Raw genomic sequence first — 20628 nt, forward strand, 5'->3', positions numbered from 1 at the left:
GAACCGTGTTGCTAGTGAGCCTGGCTCACTTGGCAGCGTCGTCCTCGTCGTCGTCCGGCTTGTTCACCACGAGGGTCTCGGTGGTGAGCAGCAGGCTGGCGATGGAGGCGGCATTGGCCAGGGCGGAACGAGTCACCTTCACCGGGTCGATGACGCCGGCGTCGATGAGATTCCCGTACTTGCCGGTGGTCACGTTGTAGCCCTCGTTGTCACCGAGCTCGGTGATCTTGGAGACGATGACGTAACCCTGCTCGCCACCGTTCTCGGCGATCCAGCGAGCCGGCTCCACGATGGCCTTCTTGACGATCTGCACGCCGACCTTCTCGTCGCCGGACAGGCCGAGATCATCCAGACCAGAGCCTGCGTGCACGAGCGCAGCGCCACCACCGGCGACGATGCCCTCTTCGATCGCGGCGCGCGTGGCGGACACGGCGTCCTCGATGCGGTGCTTCTTCTCGTTCAGCTCCACCTCGGTGGCAGCGCCGACCTTGATCACGCAGACGCCACCGGCGAGCTTCGCGACCCGCTCGTTGAGCTTCTCGCGGTCCCACTCGGAGTCGGAGTTCTCGATCTCGGCGTGCAGCTGCTTGACGCGAGCCTGCACATCCTCGGCCTTGCCGGAACCCTCGACGATCGTCGTGCTGTCCTTGGAGACGACGACACGGCGAGCCCTGCCGAGCACCTCGAGGCCGACATCGCTGAGCTTGAGCCCGACGGTGTCGGTGACGACCTGGCCACCGGTGAGGATCGCGATGTCCTCCATGATCGCCTTGCGGCGGTCACCGAAGGCAGGGGCCTTGACGGCGGCGGAGGTGAAGGTGCCACGGATCTTGTTCACCACGAGGGTGGACAGTGCTTCACCGTCGACGTCCTCGGCGATGATCACCAGCTGACCCTTGGCGGCGATGACCTTCTCCAGCAGAGGGAGCAGGTCGTTCATGGCGGAGATCTTGCCGTCGTGGACGAGGATGTAAGGATCCTCGAGCACCGCCTCCATGCGATCCTGGTCGGTCACGAAGTAGGGGGAGATGTAGCCCTTGTCGAACTGCATGCCCTCGGTGAACTCGAGCTCGGTGCCGAAGGTCTGGGACTCCTCGACGGTGATGACGCCGTCCTTGCCCACCTTGTCGAAGGCATCGGCGATCGTCTTGCCGATCTGCTCGTCACGCGAGCTGATGGTGGCGACATTCGCCATGTCGTCGGTGGTCTGCACCTCACGGGCCACCTTGTGCAGCGACGTGGTGATGGCAGCCACGGCCTTGTCAATGCCGCGCTTGAGACCGATCGGGTTGGTGCCGGAGGCCACTGCACGCAGGCCCTCGTGAACCAGAGCCTGGGCGAGCACAGTGGCGGTGGTGGTGCCGTCGCCGGCCACATCATTGGTCTTGGTGGCGACTTCCTTGGCCAGTTGTGCGCCGAGGTTCTCATAGGGATCGGTGAGCTCGACCTCCTTGGCGACGGTGACGCCGTCGTTGGTGATGGTCGGAGCGCCGTAGCTCTTGTCGAGGACGACGTAGCGGCCCTTGGGCCCCAGCGTCACCTTGACAGTGTTGGCGAGGGTGTCGACGCCGGCCTCGAGGGACCGCCGGGCTGCCTCGTCGAACTGAAGCTGCTTAGCCATATATCTCTACCCGCCCTTGTTACTTCTCGACAACCGCGAGGATGTCGCGGGCATTCAGCAGCAGGTAGTCCTCGCCGTTGTACTTGACCTCGGTGCCGCCGTACTTGGAGAAGATGACGACGTCATCGACCTTGACGTCCATGGGGACGCGAACGCCCTTGTCATCGACGCGACCGGGGCCGGCAGCGATGACCTTGCCCTCCTGCGGCTTCTCCTTGGCGGTCTCGGGGATCACCAGGCCCGAAGCAGTGGTGGTCTCGGCTTCCAGAGGCAGAACGAGGACCCTGTCCTCGAGCGGCTTGATCGTGGTGGCCACGTCAAACCCCTTTCTTCACTAGTCAAGCGCCGGTTGTACGGCGCACTGTCAGTCTGTCGACCAGCGGGACGTCGTCGCGGTGCCATCCCCTGGACTGGCACTCTCCAGTGGGGAGCGCCAGCAGTTACGCTATACCCCTGTTAGCACTCGATCAAGCCGAGTGCCAGTCAGCTTCGAGTGATGCGGCTGGCCACCAGGGCACGGGTGCCATCGGGGGTTGGAGTGAGGATGAAAGTGGCGGCGTCCGGACCCCTGGGACGAAGGGTCTTGCGCAGCACGGCGGGGTCGATGTCGACCGCGCGCTTCTTGATCTCCAGCCGGCCGATGTGGTGTTCGGCGACCCAGCGGCGCAGCACCCTGGGGCTCGGATCGAGGACGTCGAGGATCTCGAAAGTGCTTGCCCATGGCGTGTCGATGAGCTCCTGGGAGCAGTAGTAGGCCACCTTCGGGTCCAGCCGCCACAGGCCCGGGCCGATCGCGGCAACAGCTCCTGCCCGGCTGAGGGCCGGGTCGGGTTCGTGGAGATAGCGGCCGGGAGGGCCGACAGGCAGCCTGTCGGTGGTCGGGTCGGCGTCGGCGCGGAGGCCTTGGGGTAGCAGCACTGCGCTGCGTCTGCCCTGTCTGCCAGGCAGTGCCCACAGTCCGCATTCGACGAGATCACCATGCTCGCTCACCCAGATGGCATCGGCCGATGCGGGGAGCAGCCCGCCGGGGATGCCCGGGCCCAGCTTGGCGCACAGCGGGTGACGCTCGTCGAGGAGCCCGGCGAGGAAGTCCCACGAAGGGCTGAGGTCCTCGATCCGCCAGCTGCGGCCGCGGGCGGTGCGACGTGCCGGGTCGAGGAAGACACATGTCGTGTCGTCGGCATCGCGCAACAGCTCCGGTGCGAGCTCGACGGCATCGCCGCAGATCACCTCGGCAGTGGGCAGATTGTGCGCAGCCAGGCACGCGGTGGCCGGGTCGATCTCCACCGCTGTGACCGCGAGGCCTGCGTCGAGGAAGGCCAGTGCATCGGCACCGATGCCACAGCCGAGGTCGACCACCCGTGTCATGCCCGCTTTGGCGAACAGCCCGGCGCGCCATCGGGCCACGGTGGCTCGGGTCGCCTGCTCGAGGCCATCTCGGGTCCACAGCAGTTCACCGGTGCGCTCGCCCAGCTTGGTGCGGCCCTTTCGCTGGAGTTCCACCTGCGTGAGGGCGGCCGCAGCAACTTCTGGCGGAAACTGGTTTCGCATCGCCTGGGCGGCACGCATCGAGTCGGGGTCGTGCAGGCCAGCGGCCAGCGCAATGGCCTGCCTGCCCTGCTCGGTGGTCAGCGCCTGCGCGATCTCCAGCTGCACACCCCCACGCTATGTCCTGGTCTCGTGTCCTGGCCTCTGCGGGCCAGTCATCACGCTTCGCAGGCGGAACCGGCGTCACAGCGATCACAGGGCTGGCCTGGTTGCAGCGGTGGGACGTGCCCACGCTCTGCGGCTGAAAAGCCCCTCACGCTGCTGCAGCATTTCCGCACAGCACGGCGGTGATCCGCCCTGTTCCCCGGTTCGACAGTTCGGGGCGCCCACGGGAAGGGGCCGAACCGGGTGTCCGTATTTCGAACACTCGTCTGGTTCTGGGCCGGAAATCACAGAGGTCCTCGCCCGGGGGTGAATTGTGCATTCCGGGCCGCTTGACAAGTGTGGTTCATGCTGCCCTGGCTGTGAATTCGGTTGTCGCCTCAGTGGGATCGTGCATCCCACTGAGGCAGGAAGCCATGCGCCGGTGGCGATGTGGCCTGCTCCTGTTCCTGTCAGCGGGTGAAGCCCTGGCGCTGGTTCTGCGAGTGGCCCGAGGCGACGATCTGCTTGCCGAACGGGAAGACGCTGACCGGGATCATCTTGATACTCACCACGGCATTGGCGACACCGATGATCGTGATGCTCTGGACAATGGCCACGACGACGTGCATCACGGCGAGCAGCCAGCCCACCACGATGAACCAGATGACATTCATCAGCGTCGAGCCGGTGCCTGCGCCGGGCTTGCGCGTCACCGTCCTGCCGAAGGGCCACACGACATAGCGGGCCATCCGGAAGGATGCGATCCCAGCGGGAATGGTGATGATGAGCAGGCAGGCGATGATCCCGGCGAGTACATAGGCGAGGGCGAGTTCGATGCCGCCGAAGACGAGCCACAGCACATTGAGGATGGTTGACAGGGGTTTGGGCATGGTGAGTGCTTCCTTTCCTGGGGTTCTGCCTCTTGCTGATGAGCCTATGGCCGGAAGTGGAACCACATCGCTGATGGACGTCACTCGTGACGTGTACACGCACCAACTTTGCCGTCCATCGCGACATTGCGCTGTTTCCCGCCCGGTAAGCTGGGGCATCGTGTCTCAGGTCTTGAACCCCCCGGCCGACCCTCGTTCCGGGGATCGCCGCGGGATCGTCTCGTTCGTACGGCGAAGCCCGCGGATGAACGCCTCGCAGCACCACGCCATGGATACCCTGGCCGGGCACTATCTGCTCGAGGTACCTCGCGATGAACTGACCACCTCGGTGCGGCGCGGTTGCCACCTCGATCTCGAGCAGGCATTCGGACGCAGGGCGCCGTTGGCCATCGAGATCGGCTCCGGGGTGGGCGACTCCCTGACGGCCATGTCAGTGGTGCGTCCCGAATTCAACGTGCTGGCCTTCGAGGTCTACGCCCCGGCGATCGCGTCCACCATGGGCAAGCTCGACCGAGCCGGTGCGCGCAACGTCCGGCTGATCTCCGCAGACGGCGCCGAGGGGCTGCGCGAGCTGATCGCACCCGGTACCCTCGCGGAGCTGTGGACCTTCTTCCCAGACCCGTGGCCGAAGAAGCGGCACCACAAGCGCCGCCTGGTGCAGCCTGAATTCGCCGCACTGGTGGCGTCCCGGCTTGTCGAGGGCGGGGCCTGGCGGATGGCCACCGACTGGGCGAGCTATGCCGAGCAGATGCACCGGGTGTGCGATGGGACGCCTGGTCTGGTCAACGCCTACGCAGACCATCCGGGCGGTTGGGCGCCGAGGCCTGATCGTCCGGTCACACGCTTCGAACGACGCGGCCTGGATGCCGGGCGCACCGTGCGTGATCTGGTCTATCGCAGGGCAGCCAGCCGATGAGCGGCCCGACCACATGCACCGGAACGGGGATCCGCCGTCTGCGCCTCGACATCGGCTATGACGGCACCGACTTCCATGGCTGGGCCATCCAACCGGGGATGCGCACGGTGGAAGGCGTCATCACCGAGTGGATGAACCGGATTCTGCCGGGCGCGGGCGGCACGCGGTTGATCGTGGCCGGACGCACGGACGCCGGGGTGCATGCGCGGGGGCAGGTGGCCCATGTGGATCTGCCGTGCACGATCGACCCTGGTGAGCTGTCTGCGCGACTGGCCAAGGTGCTTCCGCCCGACATCGTGGTATCACGGGTGAGTCGTGCGCCGGAGGGCTTCGACGCGCGCTTCGCCGCAGTCTGGCGGCGCTATGTCTACCGGCTGTGGGACGCCGCCTCACTGCCGGACCCGCTGCTGCGGCGCGAGGTGGTCACGGTTCCGGGCGCTCTCGACATCGAACGGATGGTCCGGGCCGGCCAGGAACTGCTCGGGCTGCACAATTTTGTGGCCTTCGCCAAGCGCCGCGAGCACGCCACCACGGTGCGCACCCTGCTCGAGTGCCACGTCCGGCGCAACACCGACCGGGCGGGCACCATCGAGCTGACCGTGCGGGCGGATGCCTTCTGCCGCTCCATGGTGCGCTCCCTGGCCGGTGCTCTGGTGGCGATCGGACTGAGCCGGCAACGACCGGAGTGGATCGGCCAGCTGCTCAGCCGAACCCGACGCGACGGGGCCATCACCGTGATGCCGGCTGCCGGGCTGTGCCTGGAGGAGGTCGGCTATCCCCCAGACGGCCAGCTGGCCCTGCGCGCATCCCAATCCCGAGCAACCCGCACCCTGGACCGCGTGGCGGAAGCCACAACACTCCCCATGGAAGTCCTCGACCAGACAGGCCAGTCATGAGCCACTACTTCATCACCCCTCAGGGCCCAGCCGAACTGCATCCGGTGCGCACCAGACTGTGGGGACGAGAGGTCGAGCTGGATTCCGCGCCCGGGGTGTTCAGCCAGCATCGCCTCGACCTGGGCACCTCGGTATTGCTACGCACGGTTGACCCGCCCCAGGATCGCCCCTGCCGTCTGCTCGACCTCGGCTGCGGTTTCGGACCGATCGCGGTAGGCCTGGCGCTTGCCTGTCCCCAGGCCACCGTGGATGCCGTGGACGTCAACCTGCGTGCCGTCGAGCTCACCGCGCACAACGCCGAGAAACTCGGACTGACCGGGCGGCTGCACGCCATGACGCCCGAGCAGTCCGACCCGGACGCGCGCTATGACGAGATCTGGTCCAACCCGCCGATCCGGGTCGGCAAGCAGGCCCTCCACGAGCTGCTGGAACTGTGGCTCGCCAGACTCGCTCCCGACGGCGCTGCACACCTGGTGGCGGGCAAGAACCTCGGCGCCGATTCACTGCTCAGCTGGTTGACCGAGCAGGGCTGGGACGCCACCCGCGTCGGCTCTGCCAAGGGTTTCCGGGTGCTGCGGGTGCGGCGTGGCACGGCCGCAGAAAGCAACTGAGAAGCCAGAACGCTGCAGGAATGTCGCCACAGCATCCCTTACCAGCCTGAAGAAGTGCTGAGTCTTCACCAACAATCAGCGGATTGCCTCGTCGGGGATGGCGTCAACGCCGTTCCGGATGGTGCGATTGGCATGCCTGGCCGCACCGGCCGGCCAGGGGCAGGAAGGGATGCGGACGATGACGCACATCTCAACCCTGCGGTTCGCAGTATCCGGACTCCCCCTCGCAGTCCTGGTCGCAACAGCTGCGGTGCTTCCGGCTGCCGCCTCCGCCGAGACGACCCCGGGATACCCAGTCGGCGTATTCGGTGCGACGCTGGGCACCGGTCGGATCGGGGACCAGGCCTCGCAGAATCCCGATGCGACCGGTCCCGTGATGCACGCATCGATCACTGGCAGCTATGACCGGGCGGCAACCCGCACCGCGACCCTCGACGCGACCCGCGCAACCCGGCAGGCCGCCTACGACGAGGACATCCCGGTCCAGGTGAACGGCGCTCCCCCGCAGGGTGTCAAGGAGTACCTGGCCTCCGTCGGCCGATCGGAGTCCAGCTATGTGAACATCGTGTGGTCCGACTCGATGGAGGCGATCGCACAGCAGCGTGCGGCAGAAGCATCGGTATTCACCACGCACCTGCGGCCGGACTGGTCATTCGCCCTTCCGTCGAACCCGGACGATCCGGGCGGGGTGCAGGCTCCCAGCGGGCGGAGATCGAACGGGGAGGTGCTGGGCTTCGGCCACTCCGACCCCGCTGCAACCATCACGCAGGGGTACAACGCGGAGAAACCGGCTTATCTGGCGGCCAACGGAGAGTTCAACCAGGCTGACGGGCACTACTACCTCATCGTGACCCCGGAGAACAGCTCCGTCGGCATGGCACGCATCACCTTGTCGGACGGCTACGCGGTGGATGTCGGAGAGCTCGGCGACGACACCTCCGACCCGTCGGACGGGACGGGTCCATCCGGCACCGTGGCGGTTCCGTTCTTGGCGGCACCCGGCCTCATCACCGTCGATTCGGCAACGCTACCGGTTCCGCATCTGCAGTCAGGTTCAGGTGAACGGATGCAGGTGCTGTGGGTCTCTGACAGCCAGTTCCGCAAGGAGACGTTCACCGTGGATCCGGCGGATGTGGCAGCTGACGGGACGTTCACTTCGTCCGACCCTGGCGTGGCGAGGGTTTCACCCGACGGCACCGTCACCGGGATGCGTCCGGGAACGGCAACCATCACCTACACGGAGAGGGGTGACCACTCGGGAACTCCGGTCTCCGGTCAGAGCTCCGGTTCGGCACTGGTGACGGTACTGGGCCATCCGGTAGTCGTGCCACCGTTGGTGGAAGAGCCGACATGCACTGTGCACGACACCGTCATGGACTGGCTGGCGCGACACGGCATCTTCGCGGGGCCGGGCACGGCTCACGAAATCAAGCACTGCCGATCCTCGGGGAACATGCACCGTGCCGCCATGGAGACCTTGCTCCGCCGGCTCATGCACCTCGGCTGAAAGGGCCGGTTGGGGCCGGTACCGGGTGCCACTGAGGATAAGCTGTGACGCACACGATCGCCCCGGGGGAATCCGGTGAGAAGCCGGAACTGACCCGCAACCGTGATCCGTCAACAGACGGGAGTCGGAATGCCCAGGGCTGATGGTGACTGCTCCGCTAACCGTCGAGGCCGCGGTGGGAGCGACGTTCCTGCCCGGGGCGCTGCAACCCGACGCCTCGTGAAAGGAAGAACGATGAAGACCGCCCCCAGGATTGCCGCCGCCGCTCTCGGGCTGTGTGCAGCCGTGAGCCTCGTCGGATGTGCGTCGTCGAATTCAGCAAGCTCAACGTCCAGCCCCTCGTCGACTGCAAGTGCCCTGTCGCAGAGCCAGTGCACGGATGCAGGCAAGGTGTGGCTGGTGGTCTCCACCGATACCAGCAAGGTGCTGGCCAATGAATGCGTCGACAATCCGGCCACGGGCACCGCAGCACTCCAAGCTGCCAACCTGAACATCACCCGGGACCCGAAGGGGCAGTTCATCTGCACCATCGGCGACTATCCCGAAACCTGCCCGACGACCTACGACAAGTTCTGGCACTACTACCACGCCACCCCCGGTGGTACCTGGCAGTTCTACCAGGTCGGCTCGGACAGCTCCAAGCCTGAGGCCGGTTCCGTCGAGGGTTGGTGCTACGGCTCGGACTGCACACCCCAGGGCGCACAGGGCATCTCGGCTCCGGCCAGCAGCGCCGCCAGTGACTCGTCCAGTGAGAGCGCCTCGGCGAGCGCATCCCAGACCGCCTCCGCCGCCGCCTGAACAATCCCAACTGTGAGCAGACTCCTCGCCCGCCCGACCAACCCGGTCGTTGCGGCGCCTCCGGTGATCACCGCCACACGCAGGGCGACCCATCCCTGGGCGTGGTGGTGCTGGGCCATCGGCGCCGCAGCGGCGGTGAGTCTCACCCACAATCTCGCCCTCATCGTGCTGGTCTGTGCGGCAGTCACCGTCGTCGTCGTCAGTCGCCGCAGCGACGCACCATGGGCCCGGGCAATGGGCCTCTACCTGTGGTTGGCGGGCATCATCGTGCTCACCCGGCTGGCCTTCCAGATCACCATCGGCGGGATCCGCTACGGCACAGTGTTGTTCACACTGCCCCGGATTGCGCTTCCGGCGTGGGCCGCCGGCATCCAGATCGGCGGACCTGTGACCTTGGAAGGCATTGTGTTCACCCTTTCGGATGCCGGGCGACTGGCCGCCATGATCATCTGCCTCGGCTCCGCGAATGCACTGGCCAACCCCAAGCGGGCGCTGCGTTCGGTGCCCTCGGCCCTCTATGAGGTCTCCACAGCGCTGGTCATCGCGATGTCGGTGGCCCCCCAGCTCATCGAGTCCGCACAACGGGTGCGCCGGGCGCGCCGACTGCGCGGCGCCGGGGCGAAGGGCTTCCGCGCAGCGTGCGCCCTCATCGTCCCGGTCCTGCAGGACGCGGTGGAACGTTCGATGAGCCTGGCAGCGGGCATGGAGTCGCGCGGCTACGGCTCGACCCGCAACCATGCCCGCGTCGGACGGGGAGCGGGGCTGGCGATGCTCGCCTCGCTCGCGCTGCTCGGTTTCGGAACCTTCGCGCTGTTGTCCTTGTCCGACGGTGCGCCGCTGGCGCTGACCAGTCTTTCCGCAGGGCTGGTCGCCGCGGTGGCGGCGCTGCGCATCTCGGGGCGCCAACTGGCCGTCACCAGATATCGTCCAGAACCCTGGCAGGCCCGCGAGCACGTCACGGCTCTCGCCGGCCTGGGAACACTGATGGCGACAATCGCGCTCACCAGGACAGCGCCCTCGGTGGCGACGCCGACGAACAGCCCGGTGGGCTGGCCGCCACTGCACCCACTCATGCTCGTCATCGTGGCGCTGGTCCTGGTGCCGATCGCCGTCACGACGACTCCACCGGCGGGTGAGGCATGATCACCTTCGACCACGTGAGCTACTCCTACGGCGTCAGCGCGCCGAAGGTCCTCGACGACGTCAGCTTCCACGTGCAGGACGGCGACCTGTGTCTGCTCGTCGGACGCACCGGTACCGGCAAGTCAACGCTGCTCAATGCCATCAACGGCCTGGTTCCCTGGTTCGCGGGCGGGCGTCTGACCGGCACGGTGACGGTCGACGGGCATTCCACCCGCACCCACCGGCCCCGGGACCTGGCGAGCGTGGTGGGCAGCGTCGGTCAGAACCCGCTCGCCAGTTTCGTCACCGACCGGGTCGAGGACGAGATTGCCTACGGCATGGAACAGCTCGGTCTGGCACCCGCAACCATGCGCAAACGAGTCGAGGAGACCCTCGACCTGATGGGTATCGCCGACCTGCGCCGCCGGCCTCTGCTCGACCTGTCCGGCGGCCAGCAACAGCGCGTCGCCATCGCGGCAGTGCTCGCCGCCCAGCCGCGGATCCTGGTACTCGACGAGCCCACCAGCGCGCTGGACCCGACGGCCGCCCAGGACGTGCTCGCCTCGATCACGACGCTGGTCCACGAGGTCGGGTTGACTGTCGTGCTTGCCGAGCACCGGCTGGAAAGGGTGATGGAATTCGCCGACACCGTCGCCTGGCTGCCCGGCGACGGCTCGGTCCACCTCGGACCGGCGGACAAGGTGCTGGCCAGGACCGATGTCCGTCCACCACTGGTGAGCCTGGCGCAGGCCCTGGGCTGGCCCAGTGTGCCGCTCACGGTTCGCGATGCCCGCCGGCGCGTCAAACAGCTGGGGATCCATGTCACCGATCCGCCGGTCAGGTGCACGTCGGCGGGCGAGACCGTGCTCAGCGTCGAGGATCTCGGTGTGCGCTACGGGGAACTCGTGGCGGTCAACGGGTTGAGCGCACGTTTCCGGGCCGGGGAGATCACCGCCGTCATGGGACGCAACGGCGCAGGGAAGAGCTCCTTGCTGTGGGCCATGCAGGGCGCGGTGGAGAGTTCCGGGGGCGTCGAGGTGCACGGTGAGGACCCCCGAACAGCGAGCGCGACGAAGGCCCGGCGACTGGTCACCCTCGTCCCCCAGACCGCAGCCGATCTGCTCTACCTGCCCACTGGCGCCGCCGAGTGCGAACAGGCTGACAAGGAGAGCGAGCAGCCACCGGGCACCACACTGGCACTGCTGCGAGAGCTCGATGTCGAGCTCCCGCTGCAACACGACCCGCACGATCTGTCCGAAGGTCAACGACTGGCTCTCGTGCTGGCGATCCAACTCGCCAGCCGTCCGCAGGTGATCCTGCTCGACGAACCGACAAGGGGCCTCGACTACGCGACCAAGGCTCGTCTGGCGAGCACGGTGCAGGAACTGGCAGCCAACGGAACCTGCGTCATCATTTCGACCCATGATGTCGAGTTCGCCGCCGCAAGCACCGAACGGACTGTCGTCATGGCCGACGGCGAGATCATCGCCGACGGCCCCACGCGAACCACGTGCACCAGCTCACCGAGCTTCTCCCCCCAGCTCGCCAAGGTCTTCTGGCCCCACCCGATCCTCACCGTGTCCGACGCACTGGCCGGGAGCAACAGATCATGAGCACAGCCCTGAGGGCCCCGACGATCACCTCACCGTCCACCGAGTCGGAACTGAGCCGGCCGCTGCCCGAGATCCGCCCCCGGCTGTCCGGTCGAGCCGCAGTCATGTTGGCACTTGCCTCGGTCACCGGGGCGGTCGCCTTCCTCTGGCCACTGTTCCTGCGTCCGGGTGCCCTGCTCGGATCCGACTCCTCGGGGCGCACTGCGACGCCCTTCGTCATGGCTGCGATCATGGCGGTCGTCCTCGCACTGCTGATCAGCGAGTTGTCGAACAACGACCTGGACGTGAAGGCGCTCGCCATGCTCGGGGTGCTCACCGCAATCGGGGCGGTTGTACGTCCGCTCAGCGCGGGCACCGCCGGCATCGAGACCGTCTTCTTCCTCATGATCCTCGCCGGGCGGGTGTTCGGACCGAGCTTCGGCTTCATGCTGGGCACTCTCACGATGTTCGCATCTGCACTGATGACGGGGGGCGTGGGCACCTGGCTGCCCTACCAGATGCTCGCCGCCGGGTTCGTCGGACTCCTCCCGGGCCTGCTGCCACGACGTCACCCCCGGCCTGGCTCGCCGGGAGAGATCGTGATGCTCGGCGGCTACGGATTCCTTTCCGCCTTCCTCTACGGCTATCTGATGGACTTCGCCTTCTGGCCGTTCGCCGCCGGACTGGGAAATGGCACTCAGGGCGGGTTCGACCCGCAGGCCACGCCCTGGCACAACATCCACACATTCCTCGTGGTCAACACGGTGACATCGATGGGTTGGAATCTGGGGAGGGCCATTACCAATGTCGTACTCATCGCGATACTGGGTCATCCCCTGTTGCGCATCTTGCGCCGCACGGCGCGCCAGGGCAGCTTCACGCTGAATCCCGCCCTGCCGAAGGGGGAATAACTACCGCGCCGGGCCCGGTTGTACGCGATGACCGGCGCAGCGGGGCCTTTCCGCAAGCATCACCCCCGTGGTCACGAAGGTCAGACACAACAACACATCACATACGGAACGAGGAGACATGGCTGTTTACACTCTGCCGGATTTGCCTTACGACTACTCCGCCCTCGAGCCCTTCATCTCGGGCGAGATCATGCAGCTGCACCATGACAAGCACCACAAGACCTATGTGGACGGTGCGAACACCGCCCTGGACAAGCTCGCTGAGGCCCGTGACAAGGGTGACTTCGGGGTCATCAACAAGCTTGAGAAGGACCTGGCCTTCAATCTCGCAGGCCATGTGAATCACTCGGTGTTCTGGAAGAACATGGGGCCCAAGGGCAGTGTTCCCGAGGCACCGACCGGTGAGCTGGCCGACGCCGTCAAGGAATTCTTCGGCAGCTTCGACTCCCTCAAGGCGCAGTTCGGCGCCGCAGCCCTCGGTATCCAGGGCTCCGGTTGGGCCTCGCTGGCATGGGACCCGCTGGGCAAGCAGCTGATCACCCTGCAGTTCTTCGACCACCAGAACAATCTGCCGGCCGGCGCCGTGCCGCTGCTGCAGCTGGACATGTGGGAGCACGCCTTCTACCTGCAGTACAAGAACGTCAAGGCTGACTACGTGAAGAACTGGTGGAATGTCGTCAACTGGGCCGACGTCGCTGAGCGCTTCGCCACTGCCAAGGCCGCCTGACCGCCACACGCTGAACTCTTTCGATGCCCCCGCGCCGAGCGCGGGGGCATCGTTGCGTCGTGGGCAGGCAAGGCGTGCGGAAAGCATCACGCGATTCCTCACGGACCCCACCTGGGCCTCAGGCCATCGAGGGACGGATTTCGCACGGTCTCGACGCCATGCACCCCGACTGATTCAGCGCAGTCGTCGCCCTTCTCCAATTCCTGAGAGCAAGACCCTCTTCTCTTTGCCTTCTCTTTGCAGATTCTCAGCAATGCCTTAAGCTTGGGTTCACCCTCGGTACATTCCCCGTGCCATCAGTGACGAACGAATCTGCGGGAGCACCACGTGAAGAAATCTCTCACCACTGCGCTGGCTGTTGGTGTCGGCATCCTCAGCCTGACTGCAGGTGGTGTGGGTTATGCCGCTGCTGACACGAATGTGAACCTCAGTGTCGACGGCCAGCAGCGCCAGGTGCACCATCTCAGCGGCACCGTCGGGGATGTGCTGAGAGCCCAGAACATCCAACTCAGCGAGCACGACCAGGTGACCCCGAGTATCAGCACCGCCTTGCGCGACGACCAGAATGTCGAGGTCAAGTACGGCCGCCTGGTCACCATCACCGTCAACGGCACCGTCCATACGCTGTGGACAACCTCCCCGTCATTGACCGCTGTGCTGGCCCAGCTCGGCCTCAATCCCGACAAGACGCAGCTGTCCGTGCCGAAGGACACCGCTGTTCCCCGCGGCGGCATCACACTCTCGGCCGACACGGCCAAGCAGGTCACGGTGCAGGTCGACGGCAAGACGATCGTCATCGACACCACCGCGGCAACTCTGAAGGACATGCTTGCACAGCACGGCATCACCATGGGCCCCCAGGACGCTGCGAGTACCGACCTCGACGCCGCCCCCGCCGACAACTCCACGATCAGCATCTCGCGAGTCAATGCTCAGCAGCAGACGACCACCGAGGACATCCCCTTCCAGGTGAAGAAGACCAACGACGACACCCTGGCCAAGGGCACCACGAAGGTGAAGACCCAGGGTGTGAACGGCAAGAAGACGGTCACATGGTCTGTCACCGCCGTGGACGGCAAGGAGCGGAGTCGCGAGCGCGTGTCCGAGTCCGTGACCACTCAGCCGGTTGACGAGGTCGACCTGGTGGGCACGAAGGACACCAGCACGGCCAGCACTTCGAGCACTTCGAGCAATTCCAGCAGCTCAAGCAGTTCCAGTTCCGCCAGCGCATCTGCATCGCAGTCGGAATCCTCCAGTGACGGTCTCAACACCGCCAATTCCGAAATGTGGGATCGCATCGCCCAGTGCGAGTCCTCTGGCAACTGGAGCATCTCCACCGGCAACGGCTACTCCGGCGGCCTCCAGTTCGACTCCGGCACCTGGCTCAGCGCTGGGGGCGGGAAGTACGCCCCCACGGCCAGCCAGGCCACACGCGAACAGCAGATCACGGTAGCCAACACCATCTACGCATCCCGCGGGCTGTCGCCCTGGGGCTGCGCCGGTGCCGCCTGAGGCAGATCGACCACCTCACGGCGCCGACCCGGCTCGTCAGCCCCGCAGACCCGCCAGCTCGGCCACTTCGGCGTGAATCGCAATCATCGCGTCGACTGTTGCCTGCCAGGTGTACCCCTCGGCTCGGTGCCGAGCTGCACGCCTTTGGCCGTCCCCCAGCCGTGAGGCCAGGCGCATCACCGCATCGGCCAGGCTTGCCGGATCGGGGGGACCCGCCTCACCGCTCCCGACATCGACCAGCTCGTGGGCGCCACCCTCGTCGGCGGTGACCACCGGGGTTCCGCAGGCCAGCGCCTCCAGAACGGCCAGCCCGAAGGTCTCGGTGGGGCAGACCGAAAGGGAGATGTCGCAGCTGGCGATACGACCGGCCAGTTCTGCCCTGTCGGCAACGAAGCCATGAAAGTACACCGGCGCATCCTGCACCAGCTCGCGCAGTTCACCCTCGTCGGGGCCTCCCCCGAAGACATGCAGTTCCACCGGGACCCCTCGCCGGTGCAGTTCCACGGCGGTCGCCACTGCCAGGTCGGGGCTCTTCTCATGGGAGAGGCGTCCCACCAGGCATAGCCGAAGGGGCCGCCCGGTGACGGGAATGCCGCCCGGGACCCGGCCCGCCCCGGGGCAGAAGGTCTCCAGATCGACGCCGAGCGGCACCCGCCGCAGAGATGCCTCGGTGTTGGCGAACTCGCCGGCTGAATAGCGCGAGGTCACCACGACCCGGTCGAAGAGTTTGGCGAGATGACGGTCGAGCACCCCCACCATCGGGCTTATGTCCACCCGATGGCGCATCCAGCCGGCCACCATGTCGTCGAGCCGCTCATGGCTGAACAGCACCGAGCCCACCCCGGTGCGCGCGGCCCATCGCGCAGCTGAAGCCAGGGTCATCTTGTCCGAACACTCGATGCTGGTGGGAGCGAATTCTTCCAGCGCCCTCTGCGCCTGCCACGGGCGGGCGACCATCCGGTAGGCACTCGACACCCTCGGCGAGCGAATGGTGACGATCAGACCTTGACCGGTCTCCTGGCAGCTGTCCTCCGGCCCGGGGATGACCAGCATCCGCTCGTGCCCGGCAGCGACATATCCCTCACCCATCGCCTCAATGGCGACGCGCATGCCCCCCGATGAGGGGCCCACGAAGTTGGCGAGCTGTGCGATTCGCATCACGCGCACACCGGCTCCGGAGAGCACACGAAACGATGCCGCCAGGCGCTGAGCGCCGTGGTCGAGAAGCGGGCGCTGAGCGCCGTGGTCGAGAAGCGGGCGCCGGGCACCGGCGAACACCTGTCACTCAGGATGACTGCAGGACACCCTCGCACCTGACGGTCGCTGTGTGTCACTCGGCTGTGGCAGGCTCCGCGTCGGCAGCCTTGTCAGAAACCTCAGCGGCCCCAGGCTCCTCAGCTGTGGTCTCGGCAGCCTCGGGCTCGGCCTCGGTGACGACGGGAGCAGCGGCCTGGGAATCAGTGCCAGCAGCGACAGGCTCGGTGATCAGCGCAATGACGGCCATCGGGGCATTGTCACCCTTGCGGGAACCGATCTTGGTGATCCGGGTGTAGCCGCCCTCGCGGCCTTCCATGGCGGGTGCGATCTCATCGAACAGCCGGCTCAGCACGAACTTGTCGCGAATGGTCTTGGCAGCCAGCCGACGGGCGTGGAGGTCACCGCGCTTCGCCTTGGTCACCAGCGTCTCGGCCAGCGGCTGGACGCGGCGGGCACGAGTCTGGGTCGTGGTGATCTGGCCGTGCTCGAACAGCTGCGTGGCCAGATTCGCCATGATGATCCGCTCGTGGGACGGACTGCCGCCGATGCGAGGACCCTTGGTGGGCTTGGGCATTTCTCACTCCATTGTTCGGCCAGCACCGTGTGGCACTGGTTGTTGTTCATTGACGCCGCAGGCCCAGGTGGTGAATCATCCACGCCCACGGCGTCATTTGGCTGTCCACGCCCTGGGGCGTGATGCATCTGTCAGTACTGCTCGGTCTCGGCGAAGTCCCCGCCGTCGTCTTCTTCGTCCTGGTAATTGTCGGCCGCAGCGAGCGGGTCGAAGCCAGGAGCGCTGTCCTTGAGGGCCAGTCCGAGCTCGGTGAGCTTGGCCTTGACCTCGTCGATCGACTTGGAACCGAAGTTGCGGATGTCGAGGAGGTCCTGCTCGGAGCGGCTGACCAGCTCGCCCACGGTGTGGATGCCCTCGCGCTTGAGGCAGTTGTAGGACCGAACGGTGAGATTGAGGTCCTCCACCGGCAGCGCCAGGTCTGCGGCGAGTTGCTCGTCGACGGGGCTCGGGCCCATCTCGACGCCCTCGGCCTCGGTGTTGAGCTCACGGAACAGCCCGAACAGCTCGACCAGGGTTTTGCCGGCCGAGGCCACCGCGTCGCGGGGATGGATCGAGGGCTTGGTCTCGACGTCGATGATGAGGCGGTCGAAGTCGGTGCGGGTCTCCACACGGGTGGCCTCCACCTTGTAGCTCACCTTCAGCACCGGGGAGTAGATGGAATCCACCGGAATACGGCCGATCTCGGCGTCAGGATTGTTGTTCTGGGCGTTCGAGACATAGCCACGGCCGCGTTCCACGACCAGCTCCATCTCGATGGAGCCCTCCTCGCCGAGGGTGGCGATGTGCATCTCGGGGTTGTAGATCTCCACGCCGGCAGGGGTGGCGATGTCCCCGGCGGTGACCTCACCGGCGCCGGACTTACGCAGGTACATCGGCACCGGTTCGTCCTCCTCGCTGGACAGCACCAGCGACTTGAGGTTGAGGATGATCTCGGTGACGTCCTCGACCACACCGGGCAGGGTGCTGAACTCGTGCTGATTGCCCTCGATCTTGATGGAGGTGATCGAGGCACCGGGGATCGAGCTGAGCAGGGTACGGCGCAGTGAGTTGCCGAGCGTGTAGCCGAAGCCAGGCTCGAGGGGTTCGATGACGAATCGCGAGCGAAGGTCGTTGAGAACCTCTTCCGACAGGGTCGGACGCTGGGCGATGAGCATTCTTGTTCCTTTCCGCCCCGACCGCTATATGAGGGGGCGATGGGGATCGGCGCCGGGACCACCCCGGGCGCCGGGACAGGCGACGAGCGGCACCGGCGTTGCCACCGGGGCCGCCTGCCTGCGGTTACTTCGAGTAGAGCTCGACGATTGCCTGTTCGTTGACGTCCACGGTGATCTGGTCACGGCTGGGCAGCTGGTGCACGAGGATGCGCATCCGGTTGGGCTTGACTGTGAGCCAGGCCGGGACCTCGCGCTCGCCGAAGGTCTCCCGGGCGATCACGAAGGGTGTCATCTCCAGGCTCTTCGGGCGCACGTCGACGATGTCGAGCGGGGCGACGCGGAAGCTGGGGATGTTCACCTTCTTGCCGTTGACCAGGATGTGGCCGTGGCTGACCATCTGACGTGCCTGGCGACGGGTGTTCGCAAAACCGGCGCGGTAGACCACGTTGTCGAGACGGGACTCCAGGATCTGCAGCAGCAGATCACCGGTCTTGCCCGGACGGCGCGAGGCCTCTTCGTAGTAGTGGCTGAACTGCTTCTCGAGCACGCCGTAGGCGTAACGCGCCTTCTGCTTCTCCTTGAGCTGCAGGGAGTACTCGGAATCCTTCGTGCGGCCGCGGCCGTGCACGCCAGGTGCATAGGGGCGACGCTCGAAGGCCTTGTCATTTCCGACCAGGTCCGTCCCGTAACGGCGGGACTTCTTGGTCATGGGACCGGTGTAACGGGCCATTGTTCTTCAGTCCTTATCTTCTGTTTCGGGTCAGACGCGACGACGCTTGGGCGGACGGCATCCGTTGTGCGGGACGGGGGTGACATCGGAGATGGTGCCCACCTCCAGGCCGACCGAACCGAGCGAACGGATGGCGGTCTCACGGCCGGAGCCGGGACCCTTGACGAAGACGTCGACGCGCTTCATGCCATGGTCCATGGCCCGCCTGCCGGCGGCCTCAGCTGCCATCTGCGCGGCGAACGGCGTGGACTTGCGGGAGCCCTTGAAACCGACGGTCCCGGCCGAGGCCCATGCGATGACCGCACCGGAGGGATCGGTGATCGCGATGATCGTGTTGTTGAACGTGCTCTTGATGTGGGCCTCACCCGAGACCACATTCTTCTTTTCCTTGCGCCGCACCTTGGCCTTCGCCGTGGTGGGCTTGCGGGCTGCTGTAGCCATAAGTCAGTTCTCCTGGAATCCTGGTTCCGCTGTCACCCGGAGGCTCAGCGGACCTTCTTCTTGCCGGCGACGGCCTTCTTGCGGCCCTTGCGGGTACGCGCATTGGTGCGGGTGCGCTGACCGCGCACCGGGAGCCCTGCGCGATGACGACGGCCCTGGTAGGTGCCGATTTCGATCTTGCGTCGAATGTCGGCGGCCACCGTGCGGCGAAGATCGCCCTCGGTCTCGTAGTTGGCGTCGATGAAGTCACGGAGCGCGACGAGCTGATCGTCGGTGAGGTCCTTGACGCGGATGTCCGGGCTGATCCCGGTTGCTTCCAGGATCTTGGCGGCACGGGTCTTGCCGATGCCGAAGATGTAGGTCAGTGCGATCTCAAGGCGCTTTTCGCGCGGGAGGTCAACACCTTGGAGGCGTGCCATCAGGCGGTACCTTTCTCGGTCTGCCAGCCCTTGCGGGCTGCGAAGGTGTGTGGCGTGAGGCGTTCCCGTTGGCCTCCCGGGTTGTTTTCCCCGGCAGCGGGCCCCGGCCTTCGTCCGGGGGTGAGACCGGCATCAGCCGATCGTGCGCTCACGTTGTGCGTTGATGGTGGGCAAACCACCATCGGTGGTGCTGTTCAGTTGTCCTTGAAGGTCTGCGCTGTTCAGCCCTGACGCTGCTTGTGGCGCGGGTTGGTGCAGATGACCCGCACGACACCATGACGGCGGATCACCTTGCAGTTCTCGCAGATCTTCTTGACGCTCGGCTGAACCTTCATCGAGCTTCTCCTCTGGTAGGCCACAGGACGCGATGCACCGCGGCTGTGGGTGTTTCCTTAGTCACTTGTGCCGGTAGACGATCCGGCCGCGCGTGAGGTCGTAGGGGGAAAGCTCCACGACAACCCGGTCTTGAGGAAGGATACGGATGTAGTGCTGCCGCATCTTTCCGCTGATCGTTGAAAGCACCTTGTGGCCATTGTCCAGCTCGACGCGGAACATCGCATTGGGCAGGGCTTCGACGACGGTGCCCTCAAGTTCGAGGGATCCCTCTTTCTTCGCCATCAACTCTCAATCTCTTGATCGTGGACAATCTGTTGATCATGAAGCTGCGCGTCTGCTCTTCCGTGCACGAATGGCGATCTCACGTCTCCAGGGCACGCGGAAAGAGCGGACACAACTGACCGACCGCCAATCATACGCACTGCTCAGCCCGCAACCAAACTCGCCCTCACCACCCGGCGATGAAGCTGGCAAGATGACAGCACGACCTGCTCATCCGAACTGACTCTTCCTGGAGGAAAAATGGCGTTCTTCGCAGTGCTGTACACCTACGATCCCGCGAAGGACGCCGACGCAGTGCGCCCGCGGCATCGCGCCTACCTCGCCACGCTGTATGACAACGGGCTCCTCCGCGCATCAGGACCGCTCACGAACACCGACCCGGTGGAGGCGCTGCTCATCTTCAAGGCCGACGACATCGATGCCGCCACAGAGCTGTCGGATTCGGACCCCATGGTGACCGAAGGAATCGTCTCCTCGCGCCGCGTTCTCGCCTGGAACCCGGTCGTCGGCATCTTCGCGGCCGCGGCCACGAGGGACCAGAAGCCGGCCACGTCCTGATGAACCCCGCGGGCGCTTGCCGCCCGCGGCCCGGAGAACCCCCGCGGGCGCGGTGCCCCCCGCGCCCCGGCGCCACCCCCCCACGGCGGACGAAACTGCCCCCCCAGGCCGCCCCCAGCGATCCCATACACAACAAAGCCCC

23 protein-coding genes and 1 riboswitch are annotated in these 20628 nt (G+C 66.0%); of the genes, 11 read left to right on the top strand and 12 right to left on the bottom strand.

Annotation, left to right across the window (positions count from 1 at the left end; all coding sequences use genetic code 11):
- Positions 1-25: 25 nt before the first annotated feature.
- From groL to ABF648_RS05035, 4 genes are all read right to left on the bottom strand, one after another.
- Entirely contained in the window at positions 26-1621 is a 1596-nt protein-coding gene (gene groL, locus ABF648_RS05020) for a chaperonin GroEL (protein WP_415631196.1), read from the bottom strand.
- Between the two features lie 19 nt (positions 1622-1640).
- Complete coding sequence (groES, locus tag ABF648_RS05025; protein ID WP_415631197.1) at positions 1641-1937, bottom strand: co-chaperone GroES; 297 nt, start codon at positions 1935-1937, stop codon at positions 1641-1643.
- Positions 1938-2104: 167 nt separating this feature from the next.
- Entirely contained in the window at positions 2105-3277 is a 1173-nt protein-coding gene (locus tag ABF648_RS05030) for a THUMP-like domain-containing protein (RefSeq protein WP_415631198.1), read from the bottom strand.
- 446 nt (positions 3278-3723) lie between these two features.
- Positions 3724-4143: a YccF domain-containing protein gene (locus tag ABF648_RS05035; RefSeq protein WP_415631199.1), complete on the bottom strand. Its 420-nt coding sequence runs from the start codon at positions 4141-4143 to the stop codon at positions 3724-3726.
- A gap of 244 nt (positions 4144-4387) precedes the next feature.
- Between ABF648_RS05035 and trmB the strand changes: the two genes are divergently transcribed.
- The 10 genes from trmB (at position 4388) to ABF648_RS05085 (ending at position 14735) form a co-directional block, all read left to right on the top strand.
- Positions 4388-5059 (top strand): tRNA (guanosine(46)-N7)-methyltransferase TrmB, encoded by a 672-nt coding sequence (gene trmB, locus ABF648_RS05040; RefSeq protein WP_415631200.1) that lies wholly within the window; start codon positions 4388-4390, stop codon positions 5057-5059.
- Positions 5060-5088: 29 nt separating this feature from the next.
- Positions 5089-5955: a tRNA pseudouridine(38-40) synthase TruA gene (truA, locus tag ABF648_RS05045; protein ID WP_415631217.1), complete on the top strand. Its 867-nt coding sequence runs from the start codon at positions 5089-5091 to the stop codon at positions 5953-5955.
- Positions 5952-6566, top strand: a complete 615-nt coding sequence (locus ABF648_RS05050; RefSeq protein ID WP_415631201.1) for a class I SAM-dependent methyltransferase — start codon at positions 5952-5954, stop codon at positions 6564-6566. The genes truA and ABF648_RS05050 overlap by 4 nt, the downstream gene beginning before the upstream one ends.
- A gap of 178 nt (positions 6567-6744) precedes the next feature.
- Positions 6745-8073, top strand: coding sequence for an Ig-like domain-containing protein (locus ABF648_RS05055; RefSeq protein WP_415631202.1), 1329 nt, complete (start codon positions 6745-6747; stop codon positions 8071-8073).
- Between the two features lie 65 nt (positions 8074-8138).
- Positions 8139-8208, top strand: a riboswitch (cobalamin riboswitch).
- Between the two features lie 99 nt (positions 8209-8307).
- Positions 8308-8871: a hypothetical protein gene (locus ABF648_RS05060; RefSeq protein WP_415631203.1), complete on the top strand. Its 564-nt coding sequence runs from the start codon at positions 8308-8310 to the stop codon at positions 8869-8871.
- 12 nt (positions 8872-8883) lie between these two features.
- Entirely contained in the window at positions 8884-10014 is a 1131-nt protein-coding gene (locus ABF648_RS05065; protein ID WP_415631204.1) for a CbiQ family ECF transporter T component, read from the top strand.
- On the top strand, positions 10011-11606 hold the full coding sequence (locus ABF648_RS05070) for an ABC transporter ATP-binding protein (protein ID WP_415631205.1): 1596 nt from the start codon (positions 10011-10013) through the stop codon (positions 11604-11606). The genes ABF648_RS05065 and ABF648_RS05070 overlap by 4 nt, the downstream gene beginning before the upstream one ends.
- A 104-nt stretch (positions 11607-11710) precedes the next feature.
- Positions 11711-12496, top strand: coding sequence for an ECF transporter S component (locus ABF648_RS05075; protein ID WP_415631218.1), 786 nt, complete (start codon positions 11711-11713; stop codon positions 12494-12496).
- 118 nt (positions 12497-12614) lie between these two features.
- The gene (locus ABF648_RS05080) at positions 12615-13223 is read left to right on the top strand and encodes a superoxide dismutase (protein ID WP_415631206.1); all 609 of its coding nucleotides are present in this window, start codon (positions 12615-12617) and stop codon (positions 13221-13223) included.
- 327 nt (positions 13224-13550) lie between these two features.
- Positions 13551-14735 carry a ubiquitin-like domain-containing protein gene (locus ABF648_RS05085; protein ID WP_415631207.1) on the top strand — a complete coding sequence of 395 codons (1185 nt, stop codon included), beginning with the start codon at positions 13551-13553 and terminating at the stop codon, positions 14733-14735.
- A gap of 36 nt (positions 14736-14771) precedes the next feature.
- Here ABF648_RS05085 and ABF648_RS05090 read toward each other — a convergent pair whose 3' ends face one another.
- From ABF648_RS05090 to infA, 8 genes are all read right to left on the bottom strand, one after another.
- Entirely contained in the window at positions 14772-15902 is a 1131-nt protein-coding gene (locus tag ABF648_RS05090; protein WP_415631219.1) for a glycosyltransferase, read from the bottom strand.
- A 163-nt stretch (positions 15903-16065) separates the two neighbouring features.
- Positions 16066-16566, bottom strand: a complete 501-nt coding sequence (gene rplQ / locus ABF648_RS05095) for a 50S ribosomal protein L17 (RefSeq protein ID WP_415631208.1) — start codon at positions 16564-16566, stop codon at positions 16066-16068.
- Positions 16567-16697: 131 nt separating this feature from the next.
- Positions 16698-17720 (bottom strand): DNA-directed RNA polymerase subunit alpha, encoded by a 1023-nt coding sequence (locus ABF648_RS05100; protein ID WP_415631209.1) that lies wholly within the window; start codon positions 17718-17720, stop codon positions 16698-16700.
- A gap of 124 nt (positions 17721-17844) precedes the next feature.
- Positions 17845-18450 (bottom strand): 30S ribosomal protein S4, encoded by a 606-nt coding sequence (gene rpsD / locus ABF648_RS05105; RefSeq protein ID WP_415631210.1) that lies wholly within the window; start codon positions 18448-18450, stop codon positions 17845-17847.
- Between the two features lie 30 nt (positions 18451-18480).
- Positions 18481-18891: a 30S ribosomal protein S11 gene (gene rpsK, locus ABF648_RS05110; protein WP_415631211.1), complete on the bottom strand. Its 411-nt coding sequence runs from the start codon at positions 18889-18891 to the stop codon at positions 18481-18483.
- A 44-nt stretch (positions 18892-18935) separates the two neighbouring features.
- On the bottom strand, positions 18936-19310 hold the full coding sequence (rpsM, locus tag ABF648_RS05115; RefSeq protein WP_415631212.1) for a 30S ribosomal protein S13: 375 nt from the start codon (positions 19308-19310) through the stop codon (positions 18936-18938).
- A gap of 221 nt (positions 19311-19531) precedes the next feature.
- On the bottom strand, positions 19532-19645 hold the full coding sequence (gene rpmJ, locus ABF648_RS05120; protein ID WP_415631213.1) for a 50S ribosomal protein L36: 114 nt from the start codon (positions 19643-19645) through the stop codon (positions 19532-19534).
- A 61-nt stretch (positions 19646-19706) separates the two neighbouring features.
- Positions 19707-19928 carry a translation initiation factor IF-1 gene (infA, locus tag ABF648_RS05125; RefSeq protein ID WP_091969323.1) on the bottom strand — a complete coding sequence of 74 codons (222 nt, stop codon included), beginning with the start codon at positions 19926-19928 and terminating at the stop codon, positions 19707-19709.
- Between the two features lie 240 nt (positions 19929-20168).
- Between infA and ABF648_RS05130 the strand changes: the two genes are divergently transcribed.
- Complete coding sequence (locus tag ABF648_RS05130; protein WP_415631214.1) at positions 20169-20486, top strand: YciI family protein; 318 nt, start codon at positions 20169-20171, stop codon at positions 20484-20486.
- Positions 20487-20628: the final 142 nt, after the last annotated feature.

Source organism: Propionibacterium sp., assembly GCF_047719395.1.
Lineage (GTDB): Bacteria > Actinomycetota > Actinomycetes > Propionibacteriales > Propionibacteriaceae > Propionibacterium.

Excerpts from the sequence above, each read along its gene's own strand:
- groL (WP_415631196.1), bottom strand. The coding sequence starts at position 1,621 with ATGGCTAAGCAGCTTCAGTTCGACGAGGCAGCCCGGCGGTCCCTCGAG.
- ABF648_RS05035 (WP_415631199.1), bottom strand. The coding sequence starts at position 4,143 with ATGCCCAAACCCCTGTCAACCATCCTCAATGTGCTGTGGCTCGTCTTC.
- trmB (WP_415631200.1), top strand. The coding sequence starts at position 4,388 with ATGAACGCCTCGCAGCACCACGCCATGGATACCCTGGCCGGGCACTAT.
- ABF648_RS05050 (WP_415631201.1), top strand. The coding sequence starts at position 5,952 with ATGAGCCACTACTTCATCACCCCTCAGGGCCCAGCCGAACTGCATCCG.
- ABF648_RS05055 (WP_415631202.1), top strand. The coding sequence starts at position 6,745 with ATGACGCACATCTCAACCCTGCGGTTCGCAGTATCCGGACTCCCCCTC.
- ABF648_RS05060 (WP_415631203.1), top strand. The coding sequence starts at position 8,308 with ATGAAGACCGCCCCCAGGATTGCCGCCGCCGCTCTCGGGCTGTGTGCA.
- ABF648_RS05070 (WP_415631205.1), top strand. The coding sequence starts at position 10,011 with ATGATCACCTTCGACCACGTGAGCTACTCCTACGGCGTCAGCGCGCCG.
- ABF648_RS05075 (WP_415631218.1), top strand. The coding sequence starts at position 11,711 with ATGTTGGCACTTGCCTCGGTCACCGGGGCGGTCGCCTTCCTCTGGCCA.
- ABF648_RS05080 (WP_415631206.1), top strand. The coding sequence starts at position 12,615 with ATGGCTGTTTACACTCTGCCGGATTTGCCTTACGACTACTCCGCCCTC.
- rplQ (WP_415631208.1), bottom strand. The coding sequence starts at position 16,566 with ATGCCCAAGCCCACCAAGGGTCCTCGCATCGGCGGCAGTCCGTCCCAC.
- ABF648_RS05100 (WP_415631209.1), bottom strand. The coding sequence starts at position 17,720 with ATGCTCATCGCCCAGCGTCCGACCCTGTCGGAAGAGGTTCTCAACGAC.
- rpsD (WP_415631210.1), bottom strand. The coding sequence starts at position 18,450 with ATGGCCCGTTACACCGGTCCCATGACCAAGAAGTCCCGCCGTTACGGG.
- rpsK (WP_415631211.1), bottom strand. The coding sequence starts at position 18,891 with ATGGCTACAGCAGCCCGCAAGCCCACCACGGCGAAGGCCAAGGTGCGG.
- rpsM (WP_415631212.1), bottom strand. The coding sequence starts at position 19,310 with ATGGCACGCCTCCAAGGTGTTGACCTCCCGCGCGAAAAGCGCCTTGAG.
- rpmJ (WP_415631213.1), bottom strand. The coding sequence starts at position 19,645 with ATGAAGGTTCAGCCGAGCGTCAAGAAGATCTGCGAGAACTGCAAGGTG.
- infA (WP_091969323.1), bottom strand. The coding sequence starts at position 19,928 with ATGGCGAAGAAAGAGGGATCCCTCGAACTTGAGGGCACCGTCGTCGAA.
- ABF648_RS05130 (WP_415631214.1), top strand. The coding sequence starts at position 20,169 with ATGGCGTTCTTCGCAGTGCTGTACACCTACGATCCCGCGAAGGACGCC.